Source organism: Bacillus smithii, assembly GCF_001050115.1.
GTDB lineage: Bacteria > Bacillota > Bacilli > Bacillales > DSM-4216 > Bacillus_O > Bacillus_O smithii.
In genome coordinates this window covers 1,882,756-1,901,542 of record NZ_CP012024.1, presented here as the reverse complement: position 1 = coordinate 1,901,542, position 18,787 = coordinate 1,882,756, and the positions used below count along the sequence as shown (strand labels likewise).

The window sequence follows — 18,787 nt, the reverse complement described above, 5'->3', positions numbered from 1 at the left end:
GTCCGTTAACGATACTATAAAAGTAAATTTTGAATGGTTTGAAGAGGATGGTTTCAATATGGATAAAATTTCACAAGAACTCCAGCTGCTTGGTTTTAATCAATACCAGGCGAAAGCCTATGTATCTTTGGTTCATTTAGGGATGTCCAGCGCTTACCAGATTAGCAAACATTCAGGTATACCTCGATCGCGCATTTATGAAGTATTAGAAGGATTAGAGAAAAAAGGGATAGTGGTGAAAGAGGATGTAAACGGAGCTGCACAATTTTCCCCATTACCGGTTGATGTGTTTTTAGAATCGATTAAAAAGCAGTGGGATGTCACCTTTTCATCGATAAAAAATGAATTAAAACGGTTTGAGAAACAAGAGATCAAAGCTGATAAACGTGTGATAACGATAAAAGGAGAAGAAAACATCCTGTCATTTTGTCGTATTCTGATTCGGCGGGCCAAGCACCGAATTATATTGTCCATTTGGGATTTTATGTATGAACAACTAGTAGACGACTTGCGGGAGAAACAGCAAACTTGCAGTCTTAAGGGCATTGTCTTTCAAGTTGAAAATCCTTTAAAAGACTTGGTGGTACATCGGAAGACAGATTATGTAGAACAGATTGGAAATAAGAAATGGTTTATCATTTCTGTCGACGGAAAAGAAATGATTTATGGCCATCCGGTAGAACAAAACGGCAATGCCTTCTATACGGATGATGATGTGCATGTATCGTTATTGGAGAATTACATCTGGCATGATGTACTGGTCAATCGATTGGTTCAGGAGAGCAAAGAAAATTTACAACCTTGGATATCTGCAGAAAGAGAGAATTTTTTTAAGATGCCAAGATAATTTTTTATTTCTAAAATAAGAACAGCTAGTTGTTCTCGAATGAAATCAGAAAACGAATATACAAAAACACCGTTCGAATAATCGAACGATGTGAAATAGTGGTTTCATTTTAGGATTTAAAGAGCATCAAAACGCTGTGCAATAACCGTCGAAAATTTGACAATCGCACTGATTCATATGATGAGGTCAACCAGATATTTTTGGTTGACCGGATATGCGCTAGAATGATCTTTATTTCAAAGCATAATGAAGGATGGAGTTGTTAGTCATTGCCCGACATTGGTTTTGGTCGCTGCCCACTTTCAATCGTTTTTAAAATCATTTTGATTTTTTAGCCACTATAATATTCGTTGACATCCAAGGACCTGTCCACCAGCCTTTCCAACCGGCAAGCGTATGACTGACATTGGCGGCAGAAAGGTCCTTTAATACATTTAGATATTCCTTCGTTCTAACAATATCCACTATTACCAATGTTCCTCCTGGTTTCAAAACTCGAAAAGCCTCCCGTACGGCTTTCTCTCTGCCTTGCTTATTCTTAATATTATGAATCGCCAGGCTGCTAAACACATAATCGTATATGTTGTCTTGAAAGGGAAGGGCCATCATGTCGGCTGTATGAAGGACAATTTTGTCAGCAACGTTTTCAATTTCGGCATTTTTTTCTGTCGCCTTTCTGTCATTGCCTGATTGATCCACTTTGCGCCATAGGTCAATACCTACCGCTTGTCCTTCTTTCCCAAGCTGTTTGGCCGCCATAATTAATACCGTTCCATGTCCACATCCCATATCGAGTATTTTGGAGTTTTCCGGAATATTGAGATTGGAGAAAATATTTTCCCATATTTCGAATTTTCCTTTCATCGATGTGTGCAAAAAGAAGAAAGCGCAGGTCAGCAAAAAGAGACTATAAACCAAAAGCCAGAAAGCCCAAATATGGGATCGGTAAATCAATACAATACTGGAAATCAACAAAACAAGACCAATCAAAGCATAAGAAAGTGGGATAAAGGGTGCATCAATGCCATAATTTCCTTTCCTCTTTAAAGAATTCATTCTGATTGCTCTCCTTATGAAACTTATTGGATAGGTGAATTCCTCGGTATTTTATGCTAATCCAGAAGAGACTGTGTAAGATTGAAATACAAAATTCATCAAACGCGGTATCTGTTTTTTTATAAAGATGATCCCGCAGACAATCACACAGTCAAACGAAAAAGGGGGCATCGAAATAAAACTTTCCCTCGTTTAGATCTGTTGTAACCTATCTAAGGTTTAGTAAAAGGTAATCGCTTCCCCGGTTAATGTTCCATCCTCTGTCAAAATACTTGAGTGATTTCAAAACCATCATGGCACGACTTAGCTGTTCGTATGATCAAATATTCGACTAGCGGAAAAAAGTTCCTTCTGGCGATCAGAAAAAGTTTCAAAAATCAATTTGCGGTTTTTGGTAGGAATCGAAAATATTGAATTGCTGCTTACTGATAAGTATTGTATTGTTGAAAGATAAATAGTCATGTGGGGGAAAAGAAGGATGAATGAACAATTGAATTCCTATATACAAAATCTTGTTTCATTATATACCAGCCATGCAAACGCTGAATTCGCTGAGTGGTCAAAAAAATACATGAAAAACCAATTTCCGTTTTTGGGCATTCGAACTCCTATTCGAAGGAAAGTGACGAAACAATTTGTGAAAGAACATGGTGTACCGTCAAATGAGAATCTTGAGAAAGTGATTCAGATACTTTGGGACATGCCCGAGCGCGAATACCAAAGAGCCGCTCTTGACTTGATAGAAATGAAAAAGAAAAGCTTACGCCCATCGGATATGACGTGGTTGGAAAAATTACTCGTCACTAAGTCATGGTGGGATACAATCGATGTACTTTCCCCACATATCATGGGATATTTATTTCAAACATATCCTGAACTGATTTCACGATATCCTGACCGTTGGATTGAAAGTGAAAATATTTGGCTCCAGAGGTCTGCGATATTATATCAACTTTTTTACCGAGGGAAAATGGATGATGAGCGTCTCTTTCGTTATATCTTAAGAAGAGCGGGCAGCAACGAATTTTTTGTTCAAAAGGCGATAGGATGGGTGCTGCGTGAGTATGCCAAAACCCGACCTGATAGCGTAAAAAATTTTGTGGCTCGTCGTCATGAACTCAAACCGTTGAGCAGAAGGGAGGCATTGAAACATTTTGACAATAATAAATAAGACGACGAACACGTGCGGAACATTTAAAAAAAGCCGTTTGGTTCGAGCGATAGAAAGGGAAGTCGGTCCAAACGAAGACTTGTATGAAACAAAAAAAGCAGATAAAAAGCAAAAAAAAGAAGAACCTTGACAGAAGAACAGAGTTCATCGTTAGCTGATTTTTCAGTACCCCTATGTCTTTATACAGCGATGGTTGATCGTTCATTTCATCATGTTGGCGAATTTTAATAGCCTTTTAATGGAACGGTTTGCTTCATATAAAACAATGTCTTTGTCGACGGTTTTTAGCTCCTTGTTTTCCATGACAATTTGTCCGTTAATGATAGTTGTTTCCACATCATCTCTCGAAGCAGAATAAACAATACGAGAAATGGGATCGACATCATAGGACGGATAAGTATGAAAATTGTTCAAATTTAAGATCACTAAATCTGCCTTTTTTCCAACTTCAATACTGCCGATTTCATTTTCTAGACCGATTGCTTTGGCCCCGCCGATAGTCGCCATTTCGAAAACGCTTTTTGCATTCATGACAGTCGGTCCATGGGTAGGTTTTTGAATAAGTGCCGCCAGTCTCATTTCATGAAACATATTTAAATTATTATTACAAGGTGCTCCGTCTGCGCCTAGACTTAACGAAATTCCCATTTGGAGCATGTTTGGAACGTCTGCGATTCCTGATGCTAATTTTAAATTGGATCCTGGGCAATGACTAATATGAACACCTTTTTCCTTGATGATTTTCTTTTCTTGTTCATCCAGCCATATACAGTGGGCTAATATTAACCGTTCGTTTGCCAGTCCTAGATGGTCAAGATACTCAATATTTTTCATGCCCGTTTCTTTTTGTACCAGTTTAATTTCCTTTTGATTTTCTGATGCGTGGGTATGAACCTTCACATCGTAGGTTTCCGCTAAGTTTCGAACTTCTACCAGTAATTCCTTCGTGCATGAAATGACAAAACGGGGGGAGAAGGCGTATTGAATTCTTCCGTTATCAAAAAGGTTCCACTTTTCTAGTAAATCGACACTTTCTTGGATGGAATCAGATGTCTTTTCTTGTAATCCGATTGGAACATCTTCTCCTTTATCCATCATCACTTTTCCCGATAAAGCCCTCATTCCGCTTTTGGCGATGGCTTGAAAAGCAAAATCTGTATGATGGACTGTTTCCATATCGACAATGGTAGTGGTGCCGCTTTGAATAAGTTCTCCGATGCCAAGCATTGCTGAATAATAGATGGATTCCTCATCGTGAGCGGCTTCCAATGGCCATATCCGCTTTTTCAACCAATCAAGTAGCTCTAAATCATCCCCTTTTCCTCGAAAAAGAGTTTGGCATAAGTGAATATGGGTTTGCACAAATCCTGGAATGACAGTACGATTTTCCGCATCGATGATTCGATCAACATGATCTGGATTTAATTCTGGACCGATCGAGTGAATCGTGTCATTTTTTATAAAAATATCGCCTATCATAATGTCATTAGCTGGATTCATGGTAATGATTTGAGCGTTTTTAATGAGCAAATTTTTCATTCGATCTCCTCCGTTTTGGTGGTTTGATATATTCTTTTTATTGGTTTGTTCACTTGGGATGGCCATTTCGGCCATGAGTAAAAAAAGAAACAAATCGAATTTACCCCAATTATATAGATATAGTAAAAAGAAAATTAAGAAAATTCAATAAACGTGTAATATATCTTTACATAATTTATGTTAGAAAATTTGGTAACAGAATTTTCTTAGTACGACATTTTGCAATATGAAAATTTCGAGAAAGATCGATCAGCCAAGAAACATACGGCATACGGATTTTGTTTTATTAAAGGATTTCAAAGAATCATAAGGAGAAAATGTGTTTCACTGTTCTCTGCAATTAGCAAGGTTCGTTTTACTGTATAACAGATGTTAAACAAAAATCCAATGGATATTCATGTTATAATTTCTTACATAAAGTGTAGACCATCTTCCTTAAAATGGTTATAATATTTAAAAAAATCAAAAAATAAATTTGGGAATTTTTTGCTTTTTCATATAGTGGAAGCGACCAACATAATTTTTCGAACAATGAAGTGCTCGTTATTTAGGAGAAGCTTCTGATTTGCGGAAATAAGGAACTTCTGATTGATGGCCAAAAAAGATCATCCGTCTTAAAAAAGAGTGCATTGAGATGATTTTGTTCTTTTTGCCATCGGCAAAGGGAAAAGGGTATCCACTTTTCTATGAACCAATCATTGTCCAAAGAATTACTTGATTTTGTTTTGACAAAACTCCACGACTGATTAAAGCTGGCAAATTGCTGTAGAAAAATGTATAACGAGCAAAATGATATGGAAGTTGCAGTTTTCCTTGTCAGCGCAAATGATGATGAAATGGCGTTTCGATGATCTAAGTAGATGGAGAATCATTCTTTGATTAGGATCGATCAAAGAATGTCAACCGTCGAGAGAAGGAAGGATCTAAACATGAGTATAAGAATATTGGATGCAAAAGTTTGGACTCCCACGGATTTGAAAGAAGCATGGGCATTACGGGAACGATTTCGGTTGCAATCAAGCTTTGTGGCGGGTGGAACTTGGCTGCAAACCCAATGGGAAAAAGGAATGCCTTATCCCTCCCACTTGATTAGTTTAGAAAATATAGCTGAACTCGAAGGGGTCGATCAAAGAAAGGTAAATGGGAAGCAGTGTTTGTATATTGGGGCTTTGACAAAATTGGATACTTGTGGCCACCATCCTGCTATTCAAAAACTCTGCCCTTTGTTATCTGTTGCGATTCAACAAATTGCGGCTCCGGCTGTTCGCAATTTAGGAACGATTGGCGGAAATGTAGCTCATGGATTAGGCGATGCCATTCCTGCTCTTTTAACGATGGATGCGGAAGTTTTGTTCTTTGATGGACGAACTTTAAAATCGGAAAAATTGGAGCATTGGCTAAAAGGAAGAAAGAGAAATCAAGAAAGTCTTCTGACAGGCATCATACTTCCGGAATCCCAACATTCTTCATTTAGCAATCAATTTTTTAAAAAAGTCGGGAGAAGAGAAGCTTTTTCGGGATCTGTTGTAACAGTTTCAGGAGTGATAAGTAAAAATGAAGCGGGAGTGATCGATTTTGCTAGATTGGTTGCAGGCGGAGGAGAGAACACCCCTAAGCGGCTGCAAGAAACCGAACAGTTGCTCATCGATCAAAAGATCAATTTTTTATTATTAAAAAATGTATATAAAACAATACTTCATGAATTTCATCCAAATTCTGATGTTTTTTATTCAAATGACTATCGAAGGCGAGTAACAGCTAATATCATTGTTTCCGAATTAAGCCGATTGGGGGAAGCATCGTGAAATTCACTTATTCTAGCAATTTACAGAGATCCGCTATACGACCAGACGGAATCGATAAAGTAACAGGGAAATTAAAGTTTTTAACGGATCTTTCTTTTTCCAATATGCTTCATGGGAAAATTTTACGAAGTGCGTATCCACATGCCAAAATTATTTCCGTCTCTACCAAAAAAGCGGAGGAGCTGCCGGGAGTACGCGCTGTGGTTACTAGTAAAGATGTGCCGGGACTCAATCGATTTGGGTTAATTTTTCCTGATCAACCGGTTTTGTGCGATGAGCGGGTTCGATATGTTGGAGATGCGATTGCTGCTGTGGCGGCAGAGACGGTAGAAATTGCAGAAAAGGCGCTTCAGTTCATCGAAGTAGAATATGAGCCATTGCCCGTTATCAGTGATCCAGAACAGGCTCTCCTTCCTTCAGCACCTCAATTGCATCCTAAAGGAAATATTCTTCATCAAGCTTCCTTTCAAAAAGGAAATATAGAAGAAGCATTTCAAATCTGTGATGTGACGGTGGAAGAAACCTATGAATTGCCGCGTCAAATGCACGCCTATATGGAAACGGAGGGAGGAGTGATTGTTCCGGAAGAGAATGGCCGGATTACGGTATATGTCGGAACGCAGCATGGATATAATGATCGATTTCAATTAGCCCGAATTTTAAATATTCCTGAAAGCAAAATCAGAGTGGTTTCCAGTCCGATGGGCGGTTCTTTCGGCGGAAAAGATGAGTTGAATATTCAGCCGTACGGTGCATTATTGGCGCTCAAAACGGGATGTCCGGTGAAAATTCACCAAGATAGGCGAGAATCTGTCAGATCTGGACTAAAAAGACACCCGATGAAGATTACGATGAAAACGGGTGCCTGCCGTAATGGTAAAATTCTTGCTCATCAAGTACGAATGATCGCAGATACGGGTGCTTACGCAACATTAGGTCCGGCTGTATTAGATTTTGCAGTTGAGCATGCAACAGGACCTTATGTGATACCAAATGTAAAGGTTGAAGGGGTGAGCGTCTATACAAACAATGGTGTGGCTGGAGAGTTTAGAGGATTTGGCGGAAATCAAGTGACTTTTGCGTTGGAAGGGCAAATCGACCGTTTAGCGGTCAAACTTGGAATCTGTCCAATAGAATTGAGGAAAAGAAATCTCCGCAAAGCAGATGATCCGGGTCCTGTAGACCAACAGATTGCACCGACGGACGGAGCAGCACAAGTTTTGAAAGAGATAAGCAAATCTCCCATTTTAACCAAAAAAGATACTGAAAATAAAAAAAGTATCTATGAAAAGACGCGGACAGGTGTAGGAGTCGCCATTACGATGCACGGTGGTGGACTAGGGTTTGGGCGCTTAGATCCAGCTGGGGGAAGAATATCGTTAAATGAAAAAGGAAAAATTGAAGTTGCCTTCGGTTTCGAAGAATTTGGTCAAGGATTATTAGCGGTCATTCAGCAGTTAGTGATGAAAGAAGTAGGATGCTCAGCAGATGATATCCAAATCACGATTGGCGATACGTATTGCGTTCCACGCTCCGGTTCTTCTACAGCATCACGGGGAACGAGCATGGTGTGGCAAGCACTTCAACGGATGAAAGATCCTTTTAAAAAACAATTATTAGAAAAAGCCTCTCAATGCATCAAAGTGCCATCCACTCAATTGTATGTAGGTCCTGGTGGAATTTGGTCTTTAGATGGATCGAATGCCAAGCCCCTCATTACTTACCGGCAACTAGCCGACAAAACAAATGATGATCCCATCCAAATCGAGACGAAATTTCCTTTTCCTACGACTTCTCATTCCATTCCTGGCGGGCATTATTTATATTCTTTTGCCGCTTGTGCGGTAAAAGTCGAAGTAGATGAATTAACGGGAAAAGTGCGAGTGAAAAATCTGGATCAGGTAGTGTCTGCAGGTCCGGTGATTTATCCAACGGGCTACTTAGGACAAATTGAAGGAGGCTCAGTTATGGCATTAGGATATTCATTACTAGAAGAAGCAATCATGAAACAAGGGAGTTACGTAACAAATAATTTCGACTCCTATCTTATTCCTACCGTAAAAGACATCCCGACTTCTATGGACATAACAGCTATAGAAGAATTGTGCGAGGGAGATGAATATGGTCCGAGAGGCGTAGGTGAAATCGGAACGGTGGCGGTTGCACCGGCGATTGCAAAAGCGATTCATGACGCGATTGGCTTGTGGGTGACGAAGCTGCCTGTATCTCGTGAGGAAATTATAAAAGCAGTCCATCAAAAGGAGATGAAAGAATGGCTGACCAAAAAAATATAGATGAAGTGAAGTCTCCGTTGGAGGAGAAAATAAAAGTCTCTCTTTTGGTTAATGGACATGCAAAGGAACTTCAGGTTCATGCAACGATGCGCCTTGTTGAAGTATTAAGAGAGGAGCTTCTATTAACGGGTACAAAAGTTTCATGCGGAATTGGCCGTTGTGGCGCTTGTTCAGTCATTATGAATGGAAAATTAGTCAATTCTTGTTTAGTGCGGGCCTATCAGGCTGATCGAAAGGAGATTATGACGATTGAAGGGTTGGGAAAGAATGGACTTCATCCGATTCAAAAGGCTTTTTTAGAAGAAGGAGGCTTTCAATGCGGATACTGCACACCGGGAATGATAATGGCTGTGACCTCCATTTTGTATCAATATGAAAACCCAACTGTGGAGCAAATTTTAGAAGGATTATCAGGAAATCTTTGTAGATGTACCGGTTATGGCGGCATAATCAGAGCGATTCAGAAACTCACGGAATCATAAGGAATAAAAGTTTTCCTGCAAGTTCGCAGGAGATCTTTTTATTTTGTCGGTTCCATCGCGAAACAACATAACAAAAGGGGCTGATTCAGTGAAATGTGGAATCAGCCCTATATTATTTTTTAGCTTCCTCGATATACTTGGTATCCCCATGGTGATATAAGCAAAGGAATATGATAATGAGAATTAGATTGAGAAATTCCAAAATGAACGACAACTTTATCTAAAAATAAAGGTTCGTCCAACGTGAGGCCTTTTCTCAGAAAATAATCACCGACGTAAAATAGAAGCTCATATTTCCCTGGAACGATTTCTTGCGGCTCTAATAATGGGCGGTCAACACGGCCATGTTGATTCGTGAAAGTCGTTTGCAGCAGCTGTTTTTCTGTTTCTGATTCATGACCGATCCGGGACAACTTTATTTTTACATTTTCAGCCGGTGTTCCGTGTGTTAAATCTAAAATATGTGTTGTTAACCCGATCATTTAAGTGCTCCTTTATGATCGGGTTCATCAGAGAACATAAGAATGTTTTCGTGTGGCAAGTCTTCTTGGGTGACAGTAAAGCATTGAAATCCATATGGCGGTCGCGGTTCTGTATATACTTTCCCTTTTGATTCAGGAATTTCCTCCACTATTTTATCCCATGTATGATTTTGAGATTCGAAGTAAACTTCTTGAAGTTGAGGGAATCTTTCTAATATTCTGCGGCCGATTAAATAAATTAAATGTTGGATGGAAAGCGTCTCGGTTTCATGAAATACGGAAGTGGCGATGTCGCGAATTTGTTCAGCTGCAACATAATTTTCTGGATTCATTCCAAATGAGTCTTCCGTGTTTTTGTACTTCCATTTGATGTTTAAGTAAACAAATAGAGGGCGGTTTGAATCCTCTGGAAGAGTTGTGTATTCGTCACGAATAAAACCGACAAAGGAATTTCCGCTGACTTTTATTAATTGAAGATCAGCAAGTCCGCTTTGTTGTTCAGTAATGTTTAGGGTGTTATCTTCATTACGAACCATATTCAAATAAGCGGTGGCATATTCATTTCGTGATTTTTTAAATACTAGCTCACTAGCTGCTCTATTTCCATTCTTTACTGCAAAAGTTGTTTCAAAGGGAATTTCCTCTCCTATCAACGAAATCTTTTCAATATGAGAATATTTCTTCAAAAAAGAAGTAGCTACATATTCTAAAAAACCTTCTATCGTTGTTCCTGTATAACTAGCTAAATGTTTTTGTATAAAGTTTTTCATCGAGTCTGTTGCAACGACTAAGCTGTTATCCCCTTTCGTAAAGGAGCTCAGCAATTTTGTTCCTCCTACTGAGATTTTTACATTTACTCCAAAAAGAATATGATCTCGACCGGAAAATGGAGATTCAGGAATCGTTCTAACTCCAGTAAGTGGTTTTAAATAGGTGCGATAAGCAAATACGTCACCTTTTCCATAATACATCACTCTTTCTTTGTGTTTGGTCATCGAATTATTCTCTCCTTCACGAAATATTTCTTGCAAACGAAACATTGCGATTTTTTTAATTTCTTCCAATGCTTGTTTAAACTCCGTTTGATGATTATTTTGTAATCGTTCTTTGATCGTTCTAAAAATTTCTTGTTTGATTTTTCCTCGAACGGCCATTACAAATGGAAATCCAAATTTATCCTTGTATTTTTGGTTGAGTAAAATGAGATGATTCTGTTCATCTTTTGTTAATTCATTTAATCCGGCATGTTTCTGTTCCTCTTGAGAGAAATCGGTTATTTTGACGTTGGTGCCTAGATGCGGATGCATTTGAATTAATTTTAATTGTTCGTTATCCGAAGCGGTTTCGACAATCTCCACCATTTTATTATATAGAGATTGAAAGGAAGAGTATGGGCGATTGGGTTCTGCTCGTTCGGCCACCCATGATGAATTCTCAAAAACTCCTCCTAATAGATGGATAAATTCGGAAGCACTCATTTCATTTAATTGTTTTAATCGCATCATTTTCCCTCTTTTCTATGATTCTATGGTCGTTTCTAAAGTGCTGCTGACAGTCGGCTTTTTCTTGGATGAAAGATTAAAAAACAAGTTTAAAATAATGGCGGTCAAGCTTCCTGTTACAATACCGTCTCCTACAAGGATTCGCATGAATTGCGGCAATTTTGAAAAGAGATCAGGAACCACTGTTGCACCAAGTCCTAATGCAACGGAGCAGGCTACTGTTAATAAGTTGCTTTGTTGTCCGAAATCTACGGAACTAAGCATTTTAATGCCTGAAGAAACGACCATTCCAAACATGACAATCATGGCTCCTCCTAATACAGGAGTAGGGATAATGGTTGTAAAGGCGGCGATTTTAGGAATGAACCCAAGTAAAACAAGAAGGCTGGCAGCGGCGATTGTAACGTTTCTCGTTTTAATATTGGTCAGTTGGACAAGTCCGACATTTTGAGCAAAAGTGCTGTAAGGAAATGCGTTAAATAAACCGCCTAAAATAAAGGACAAACCTTCAGCCCGGTATCCGAGGACTAAGTCTTGTTCGTTCATATTTTGTTCACAAATTTTGCTTAGAGCAAAGAAGGAGCCTGTAGATTCGATAATGATCACAATACCAACAAGCGTCATTGTGATCATTGGTCCCCACTCGAAAGAAGGCGCACCAAAATAAAAAAGTTCAGGCATATGGAACCATGATGCTTGAGCAACGTTTGTGAAATCTACTTTTCCCATGAAAGCAGCAACAATGGTTCCGGCGATGATCCCAAGAAGAACAGATATTGTTCGAATGAATCCGTGAAAAAATCGATTAATAAGCAAAATGAAAATGAACACTCCAAAAGAGAGGAGTAAGTTTTCTGGATCTCCAAAATGAGGATTCCCTTCACCGCCTGCCATGTTTTTAATGCCGGCAGGTACAAGGGATACGCCAATAATCGTAACAACGGAGCCTGTCACAACAGGAGGAAAAAGCTTTGCCAATTTTCCAAAGAACGGTGAAAAAATGAGAATAAAGATTCCTGCTGTAATGATGGATCCATAGATAGCCCCCATTCCATACTGTGTTCCGATTCCGATTATCGGCGTCACAGCAACAAAGGATGTACCTAATACAACAGGCAATCCGATCCCGAAAAACCTGTTTTTCCAGGATTGAAGCAACGTTGCGATTCCACAGGTCAGCAAATCAATCGATACTAAGTATGCCAGCTCGTTCGACGATAGATGTAATGCTCCACCAACGATTAGAGGAACTAAAATGGCTCCGGCATACATAACTAATACATGCTGCAAACCGAGAGAAACAATTCTAGCCATTCCATAATTTTTCTTCAATGATACCCCTCCCCCTTCTTTATAAATAAAACAACATTGAATGTTATTTTATTTAACATAATAAGGCGAGAGGGCATAGATGTCATTGGTTAATGTGAACAATTTATTTTTAGATAAGTCGACAAATTGTATAAAAAACAAAAGATTCATTATAAAATGAAGCAGAGCAGGTGAGTGTCAATGTTATAAAATCTAACAATAATGAGAAAGACTTTTCTTATAAATGAAGCAAATTTTTGATTCGAAACGCTAATCGAAGGCGGAAAGTAGTATCAGGGTCTTTTAAGCTTTTTCCAATCAGCTCTTTGCAATTTTCCAAACGATAAATGACTGTATTTCGGTGAACATATAGCTTTTTCGCTGTTTCCGAAATGCGACAATGGCTTTCTAAAAAAACAAATAATGTATGCAATAAAATTTGGTTTTCATGAGTAGATTGATCGGATAATTTTTGTAATGTTTCGTCGTAAAAATCTTTTAAATCTTGCGTGGGGATCATTTGTAAAAGTTCAGAAATATCTTTTCTTCGATAGATTTGAATAAACTGACGTTTTCCAGATAGCCGGCCAGTCTGCAACGCCTCCAAAGCTTCCTTAAATCCCTTTTGGACATCCAAAAATTTTTGGCATAAGCTGCTCAGCCCGAAAGAAACAGCCTGATGATACCGATTTTTAATTTTTCTCTGCAGCTCTTCCAAAAAAGGGAGGATGATCGTATGGAGCTCTGTCCAAGATTCTGTGATAGGAAATAGCAAAACACAATTATTCCCTTTTTCAAAATGATGAACGGACTTAGAAAAGAGGTGACTCTCTTCTTCTATAAAATCAAAAATAGCATCCATTTCTTTGCGAGATTCTGTAAAACTTAACTTCGTTCTGCTCTCATCCAATTTCCCAACTGCACATATATAGGATTGGTCATTGATAATCTGAAATTCATTTGCCTTAATGATCACTTCTTCCTGGGATTGAAAGGCTCCTTCTGTAAAATTAATAAAAAATTCATTGAGCACTTTTTTTGTATATTGCTTTAATGCATTTTCTTTCATTAATTCAAAGGAAATCACATTGGCTGCTTGCTCAATGGTTAATATCATTGACGGGTTAGAAAAAGGAACCATGCCAATGACAGCTAAGCAACCGCTGTTTTCCTCATGATTGAAGATCGGAAATACAGAAATCACTTCTCGCTTCGATAGAGTGGAAAAACAAGAATAAGTAGCGTTTGGCAAGAAAAAACGGAAGCCATTTGTGTATAGTTTCCCAAGTTCATAAGAAATCTTGTTAAACGGATGGGAAGAACCGATGTTGCGAAAATATTTATTCAGTAATAGAATTGGATATTTAGTCATGGAAGACAAGCTTCTTAGCAACGATGTTAGGCCTTTACCGCTCATGATATGGTTGGTGAATTTTTGATGCGCTTCAATAGCTAAGAGCAATTCATTTGTTCGTTTATCAAGGATATAACTTAATGATTGGTTGACAACTTCTCCTAACGAAATGTCCATTGGAAGTTCTATGATGGGAAATCCGATGTCATTGGCGTAGGCAAGAGCGTTTTCCGGAATTTCTTCTAAGAACCGTTTGGTTTTAATCGCAAGTCCTGCACATTGTTGTTCCAACATACTTTTGATTAACTCAAGTAAGTCGTGTGGGTTGTCTTTAAGATGATAGGCTGTCGTTACCAGTAATTCATTCGGTTTTAAGTAATGGATGATATCGGGAGCATCCATCATATTGACGCTGTACACTTCTCTTTCTTTTCCTTTATGCCCCGCAATTAATCTGGCGTTATGAAAAACAGGTATTTGTAAAATATCGGATATCTTCAAACCTCCTCACTCCTTTTAGTCGAATTGTACAAAAATTCATGAAATTTATAGCAATTTTACCAATGAATATGGAGAGATATCAAGATAAAATCAAATTATATAACATAATATGTTATATTTTTTAACATTCATTTTAAAAAGAAAGAGGCGAGAGGGGATGCATGCGCTTTATCAAAAAATAAATACAGAACGAATTGTATGGCGAATTGAAGAACTGGCGAAATGTAGTGTAACAAAAAAAGGGGTGACCCGCTTTTCCTTTTCAAAGGAAAACGAAATGGCTCATGAGTTGGTAGCGCAATGGATGCGAGATGCGGGCATGACCGTTCGCAGGGATGGTCTTAACAATATCATCGGTCGTTATGAAGGCAAATGGCCTGATGCGCCGGCACTGCTCATTGGGTCGCACCTCGACTCTATCATTGAAGCCGGTAAATATGACGGGGTACTTGGTGTAATCGCAGGAATTGAAGTGGTCCAAACACTATATGAAAACGGAATGAGACCGAATAATCCGATGGAAGTGATCGGCTTTTGTGATGAAGAAGGTGCTAGATTTCATACAACTCTGCTTGGCAGCCGGGCAATGGCGGGTAATCTGCGTGAAGAAGAACTGTTTGCAAAAGATGGAAATGGGACCACCTTGGCAGAAGCTATGAAAGAGTTTGGCCTAGATCCCTTGCAATACAATACGGTTGCCCGTAATCCGAAAACAATCCTCGGTTATCTTGAATTGCATATTGAACAAGGTCCAATTCTTGAGCAAATGAACCAACCTTGTGGGGTCGTATCCGGAATTGCAGGACAGTCTCGATATAAATTCCGGGTAGAAGGATTGACAGGACATGCAGGAACTGTCCCGTTGTCGCTTAGAAAAGACGCGCTTGTTGGAACAGCCGAAATGATCCAGACGATTGAACGGCTCGCACTCCAATATGAAAGTCTGGTAGCTACTGTAGGAAAAATAGCTATATTTCCGGGGGCCAGCAATGTGATTCCAGGATTGGTGGAAGGAACACTGGATGTCCGGTCAGTTGACGATGGAACCAGAATGACCGCACTGAATCGAATTTTTGAGGAATGCGAGCACATTGCCAAACGCCGGGGATTAATTTGCGAGTTTACAAAAGTCATGGAATCTCCTGCCGTGATATGTTCAAGTCGTTTTATCGATGTGATTTCTTCCGTTCTCAAGGAATATAAAATGAAGTCTGTTCAACTTGTCAGTGGAGCGGGACATGATGCGATGGCAATGGCTTCTATAACGGACATCGGCATGATTTTTGTCAGATGCAAAAACGGTCTGAGTCATCATCCTGACGAATTTGTATCACCCGAAGACATTAAAATCGGAACTTCCGTACTGCTGGACGTTTCTCTGAAGTTGACATCATAAAAATTTAAGATTAGAAAGGAGAATCATCCGTGGCAACGATCAATGGTCGAGAGAAGTTGGAAATTTTGCAATGGATTGAATCTGAAAAGCACAACCTCATCCATTTTCTACGGGAACTGGTTGCTGTACCGTCGGACAATCCGCCTGGCGATTGTTATGCGATCGCAGAACACATCCGTAAACGGCTGCATGATTTTCAATTTGAGGATGTTGCGCTGTTGGAAGTAGAGCCGGAAGAAGTCAGGGAAAAAGGGATGGTTCGAGTGGCAAACGTTGTCGCCAAAACGATCTTCGGGATCGGAAAAGGGCCTGAAATAGTTCTTAATGCTCATGGAGATGTGGTGGCACCAGGACTTGGCTGGACATATGATCCATATGGCGGACAAATAGTGGACGGGAAGCTGTATGGTCGTGGGGCCGCCGTGTCCAAATCGGATATCGCCTCATATACTTTCGCGGTTATGGCTATTCGACAAGTGGCGGTGAAGTTGTCGGGTAAAGCGACCTTGGCGTTTAATTTCGATGAGGAGATAGGCGGAGAAATGGGGCCAAAGTGGATGATCGAAAAGGGGTATATTCAGCCGGATATGGCAATATCAGCTGGATTTACACATTCGATTGTAAACTCGCATAGCGGATGTCTGCATCTTGAAATCCGAATTAAAGGCAAATCGGCACATGCGGCTGCACCGCATTCAGGACATGATGCCATCGAAGCGATGAGCGGTGTACTACAAGCGCTATACGATTATCGCCGGACATTGGATCAAAAGCGTTCCAGTATTCCTGGGATTGAGTCGCCCACGTTAGTAGTTGGATTGATTTCAGGAGGAATCAATACGAACGTAGTACCGGATCAATGTACCATTCGTATAGATCGCCGGTTGATCCCAGAGGAAGATGGAGAACAGGTAGAAATGGAGATTCGTGAATTGGTAGAACAGGTGGTTAATCGCTATGAAGGAACCTGGGCGGAGTTTGAGCGCATACTGCTGGCAAAAAGCTTTAAGCCAACACCGATAGAATCTCCGTTCATCCAGACGCTTATGGCAAACTGTAAAGAAATTTTGGACAGTGAACCGGTGATTCACGGAATTCCGTTATACACAGATGCCCGACATTTTGCAGAAGCAGGAATTCCTGTTGTCCTGTTTGGAGCGGGTCCTCGAACATTATTGGAAGCCAACGGACATCGGGCAGATGAACATGTCCGGATTGAAGATTTGATCAAAGCAACAAAAATTGTGGCACTTACTCTATATGATTTGCTTCGGACAGACAAATAACAATTTCTTTGCGTTTTAAACAACAAAAGAGGATCTCATAGCAGCATGAGTAGGTGGTCGTTGCAGAAAGACTCGCCTGGCAAGAAGGGTTTAAAATCTTCTTGAAAGAAAGGAGTCCAACCTTGTTTTTATCATCCGTTTTTCAACGATCTTTCTTACCGATTTGGTGTTTGAAACAAAAAGGAGAGTTCAGTTATACAGGAATGATGAGCAACATGATGTGGCCAAATCTGGTGAATCATAGTTCAGAACCGTCAAAGGGGGAGGGGAGTTATCAATGTACCATAAAATGGACAATGGGCAGGAGGAATTATTTAACGAAACTATTGCTGACTACAGTGAGCGACTCCATAACGAGGATTTGACTCCTCCAAAGGAGCGAAAATGGGGTTTTTTCAGCTTGTTATCCATGTGGATGTCTGATGTACATAGCATTGGCGGCTATACATTTGCAGCTGGATTGTTCTTTCTTGGTTTGTCGGGTTGGCAAGTTTTCATAGCGATTATTCTGGGAGCTTTGCTTGTAAATTATTTTGTCAATCTCCTTTCTGTCCCTGGAACGAAAATGGGTTTGCCGTTCCCGGTGATGGCGCGTATTTCATTCGGTGTGTTCGGAGCTAATATACCTGCACTTATACGGGGAACGATTGCTGTTTTTTGGTATGGTATACAAACATACCTTGCCTCGAATGCCGTGGTAGGTGTAATGTTGCTACTTATGCCCAGTCTGGTTACCTTAAATGATACATCTTTTCTAGGACTTTCTTTATTGGGATGGATCGGCTTCCTGATTCTCTGGGTTTTGCAGCTGCTCATTGCGGTATATGGAATGGAGAAGATTCGCAAATTTGATAATTTTGCGGGTACTGCCGTATATGTGATGATGCTGTTCTTGCTCATTTGGATCGTTAAGAAAGCGAATGGAAATATCAACATAATGGACCATTTTGTTGAAGTGTCTAGAGGCAAACAAATTCATTCATTTTTTGCAGCCATCGCACTAGTAGTAGCGTATTTCTCAACACTGATGTTAAATGCCTGTGATTTTACACGTTTTTCAATGTCAACGAAAGTAACAAAACGCGGAAATTTCTACGGTATACCTGTCAACTTGACAGCATTTTCTTTGGCCGCTGTAGTGATCACGGCTGGTACCATAACCGTTTTTGGTAAAGCGATAGTCGATCCTGTTTTGATCGTACAAAAGATTGGCAATAGTGTGGTCAATTTTATTGCGGCTATTGTTTTTATAGTTGCTACGCTAGCCATCAATATTATCGCGAACCTTGTATCTCCTGCCTATGATTTTGCCAATGTAGCACCAAAACATATAAATTTCAAGAAGGGAACGATTATGACCGCCATTTTGTCCGTTCTAGTGATGCCCTGGAAAGTTTATGGGAGCCCTGTGGCTGTCAACTATTTTTTGGGAGGGCTTGGAGCTTTCCTCGGTTCCATTTTCGGAGTTATGCTTATGGATTATTACTTAATAAAGAAGCAAAAAGTGGATGTTCATTCTCTCTACAAGGAGGGTGCCGCTTCCCCTTATTGGTACAATAATGGCTTTAACTTGCGGGCGTTATCCGCTTTTATGATCGGTTCTACTTTCGCTGCAATTGCCGCGCTAGTTCCAATGCTTTCTTTTTTTGCTCCCTTTTCATGGTTTATTGGTGCTGTGCTATCTGCCGTTGCTTACGGTGTTTTCATGCAGCACAATCAACCAATATCAGAGAACAAAGCTCAATCTTTGTCTTAATCGTG

At 39.8% G+C, this 18,787-nt stretch carries 14 protein-coding genes; 8 read left to right on the top strand and 6 right to left on the bottom strand.

Annotated features, from left to right (window positions below; translation table 11 throughout):
- The first annotated feature begins 58 nt into the window (after positions 1 to 58).
- A complete protein-coding gene (locus tag BSM4216_RS08865; RefSeq protein WP_048623474.1) occupies positions 59 to 847 on the top strand; it encodes a TrmB family transcriptional regulator in 789 nt (262 codons plus the stop codon).
- 318 nt (positions 848 to 1,165) lie between these two features.
- On the opposite strand, the gene BSM4216_RS08860 is transcribed toward BSM4216_RS08865, so the two are convergent.
- Entirely contained in the window at positions 1,166 to 1,903 is a 738-nt protein-coding gene (locus tag BSM4216_RS08860) for a class I SAM-dependent methyltransferase (RefSeq protein ID WP_048623473.1), read from the bottom strand.
- 490 nt (positions 1,904 to 2,393) lie between these two features.
- Here BSM4216_RS08860 and BSM4216_RS08855 point away from each other — a divergent pair, with 490 nt between their 5' ends.
- Positions 2,394 to 3,074 (top strand): DNA alkylation repair protein, encoded by a 681-nt coding sequence (locus BSM4216_RS08855; RefSeq protein ID WP_048624466.1) that lies wholly within the window; start codon positions 2,394 to 2,396, stop codon positions 3,072 to 3,074.
- A 201-nt stretch (positions 3,075 to 3,275) separates the two neighbouring features.
- Here BSM4216_RS08855 and BSM4216_RS08850 read toward each other — a convergent pair whose 3' ends face one another.
- The gene (locus tag BSM4216_RS08850) at positions 3,276 to 4,613 is read right to left on the bottom strand and encodes a 5'-deoxyadenosine deaminase (RefSeq protein WP_048624465.1); all 1,338 of its coding nucleotides are present in this window, start codon (positions 4,611 to 4,613) and stop codon (positions 3,276 to 3,278) included.
- Between the two features lie 929 nt (positions 4,614 to 5,542).
- Here BSM4216_RS08850 and BSM4216_RS08845 point away from each other — a divergent pair.
- From BSM4216_RS08845 to BSM4216_RS08835, 3 genes are read left to right on the top strand one after another with little or no spacing between them, the layout of a single operon-like run.
- On the top strand, positions 5,543 to 6,418 hold the full coding sequence (locus BSM4216_RS08845; protein ID WP_048623472.1) for an FAD binding domain-containing protein: 876 nt from the start codon (positions 5,543 to 5,545) through the stop codon (positions 6,416 to 6,418).
- Positions 6,415 to 8,712, top strand: coding sequence for a xanthine dehydrogenase subunit D (pucD, locus tag BSM4216_RS08840; protein ID WP_048623471.1), 2,298 nt, complete (start codon positions 6,415 to 6,417; stop codon positions 8,710 to 8,712). The genes BSM4216_RS08845 and pucD overlap by 4 nt, the downstream gene beginning before the upstream one ends.
- Positions 8,691 to 9,194, top strand: coding sequence for a (2Fe-2S)-binding protein (locus BSM4216_RS08835; RefSeq protein WP_048623470.1), 504 nt, complete (start codon positions 8,691 to 8,693; stop codon positions 9,192 to 9,194). The genes pucD and BSM4216_RS08835 overlap by 22 nt, the downstream gene beginning before the upstream one ends.
- Before the next feature lie 119 nt (positions 9,195 to 9,313).
- On the opposite strand, the gene uraH is transcribed toward BSM4216_RS08835, so the two are convergent.
- From uraH to BSM4216_RS08815, 4 genes are all read right to left on the bottom strand, one after another.
- Complete coding sequence (gene uraH, locus BSM4216_RS08830) at positions 9,314 to 9,676, bottom strand: hydroxyisourate hydrolase (protein WP_048623469.1); 363 nt, start codon at positions 9,674 to 9,676, stop codon at positions 9,314 to 9,316.
- A complete protein-coding gene (gene pucL / locus BSM4216_RS08825) occupies positions 9,673 to 11,181 on the bottom strand; it encodes a factor-independent urate hydroxylase (RefSeq protein WP_048623468.1) in 1,509 nt (502 codons plus the stop codon). Before pucL ends, uraH begins: the two co-directional genes overlap by 4 nt.
- A 12-nt stretch (positions 11,182 to 11,193) precedes the next feature.
- Positions 11,194 to 12,492: a nucleobase:cation symporter-2 family protein gene (locus tag BSM4216_RS08820; RefSeq protein WP_048624464.1), complete on the bottom strand. Its 1,299-nt coding sequence runs from the start codon at positions 12,490 to 12,492 to the stop codon at positions 11,194 to 11,196.
- Positions 12,493 to 12,727: 235 nt separating this feature from the next.
- The gene (locus BSM4216_RS08815) at positions 12,728 to 14,344 is read right to left on the bottom strand and encodes a PucR family transcriptional regulator (protein ID WP_048623467.1); all 1,617 of its coding nucleotides are present in this window, start codon (positions 14,342 to 14,344) and stop codon (positions 12,728 to 12,730) included.
- 157 nt (positions 14,345 to 14,501) lie between these two features.
- On the opposite strand from BSM4216_RS08815, the gene BSM4216_RS08810 reads away from it, so the two are divergent.
- From BSM4216_RS08810 to BSM4216_RS08800, 3 genes are all read left to right on the top strand, one after another.
- Entirely contained in the window at positions 14,502 to 15,740 is a 1,239-nt protein-coding gene (locus BSM4216_RS08810; RefSeq protein WP_048623466.1) for an allantoate amidohydrolase, read from the top strand.
- 29 nt (positions 15,741 to 15,769) lie between these two features.
- Positions 15,770 to 17,026, top strand: coding sequence for an ArgE/DapE family deacylase (locus BSM4216_RS08805; RefSeq protein ID WP_048623465.1), 1,257 nt, complete (start codon positions 15,770 to 15,772; stop codon positions 17,024 to 17,026).
- A 277-nt stretch (positions 17,027 to 17,303) separates the two neighbouring features.
- Positions 17,304 to 18,782, top strand: a complete 1,479-nt coding sequence (locus BSM4216_RS08800) for an NCS1 family nucleobase:cation symporter-1 (RefSeq protein WP_156179238.1) — start codon at positions 17,304 to 17,306, stop codon at positions 18,780 to 18,782.
- Positions 18,783 to 18,787: the final 5 nt, after the last annotated feature.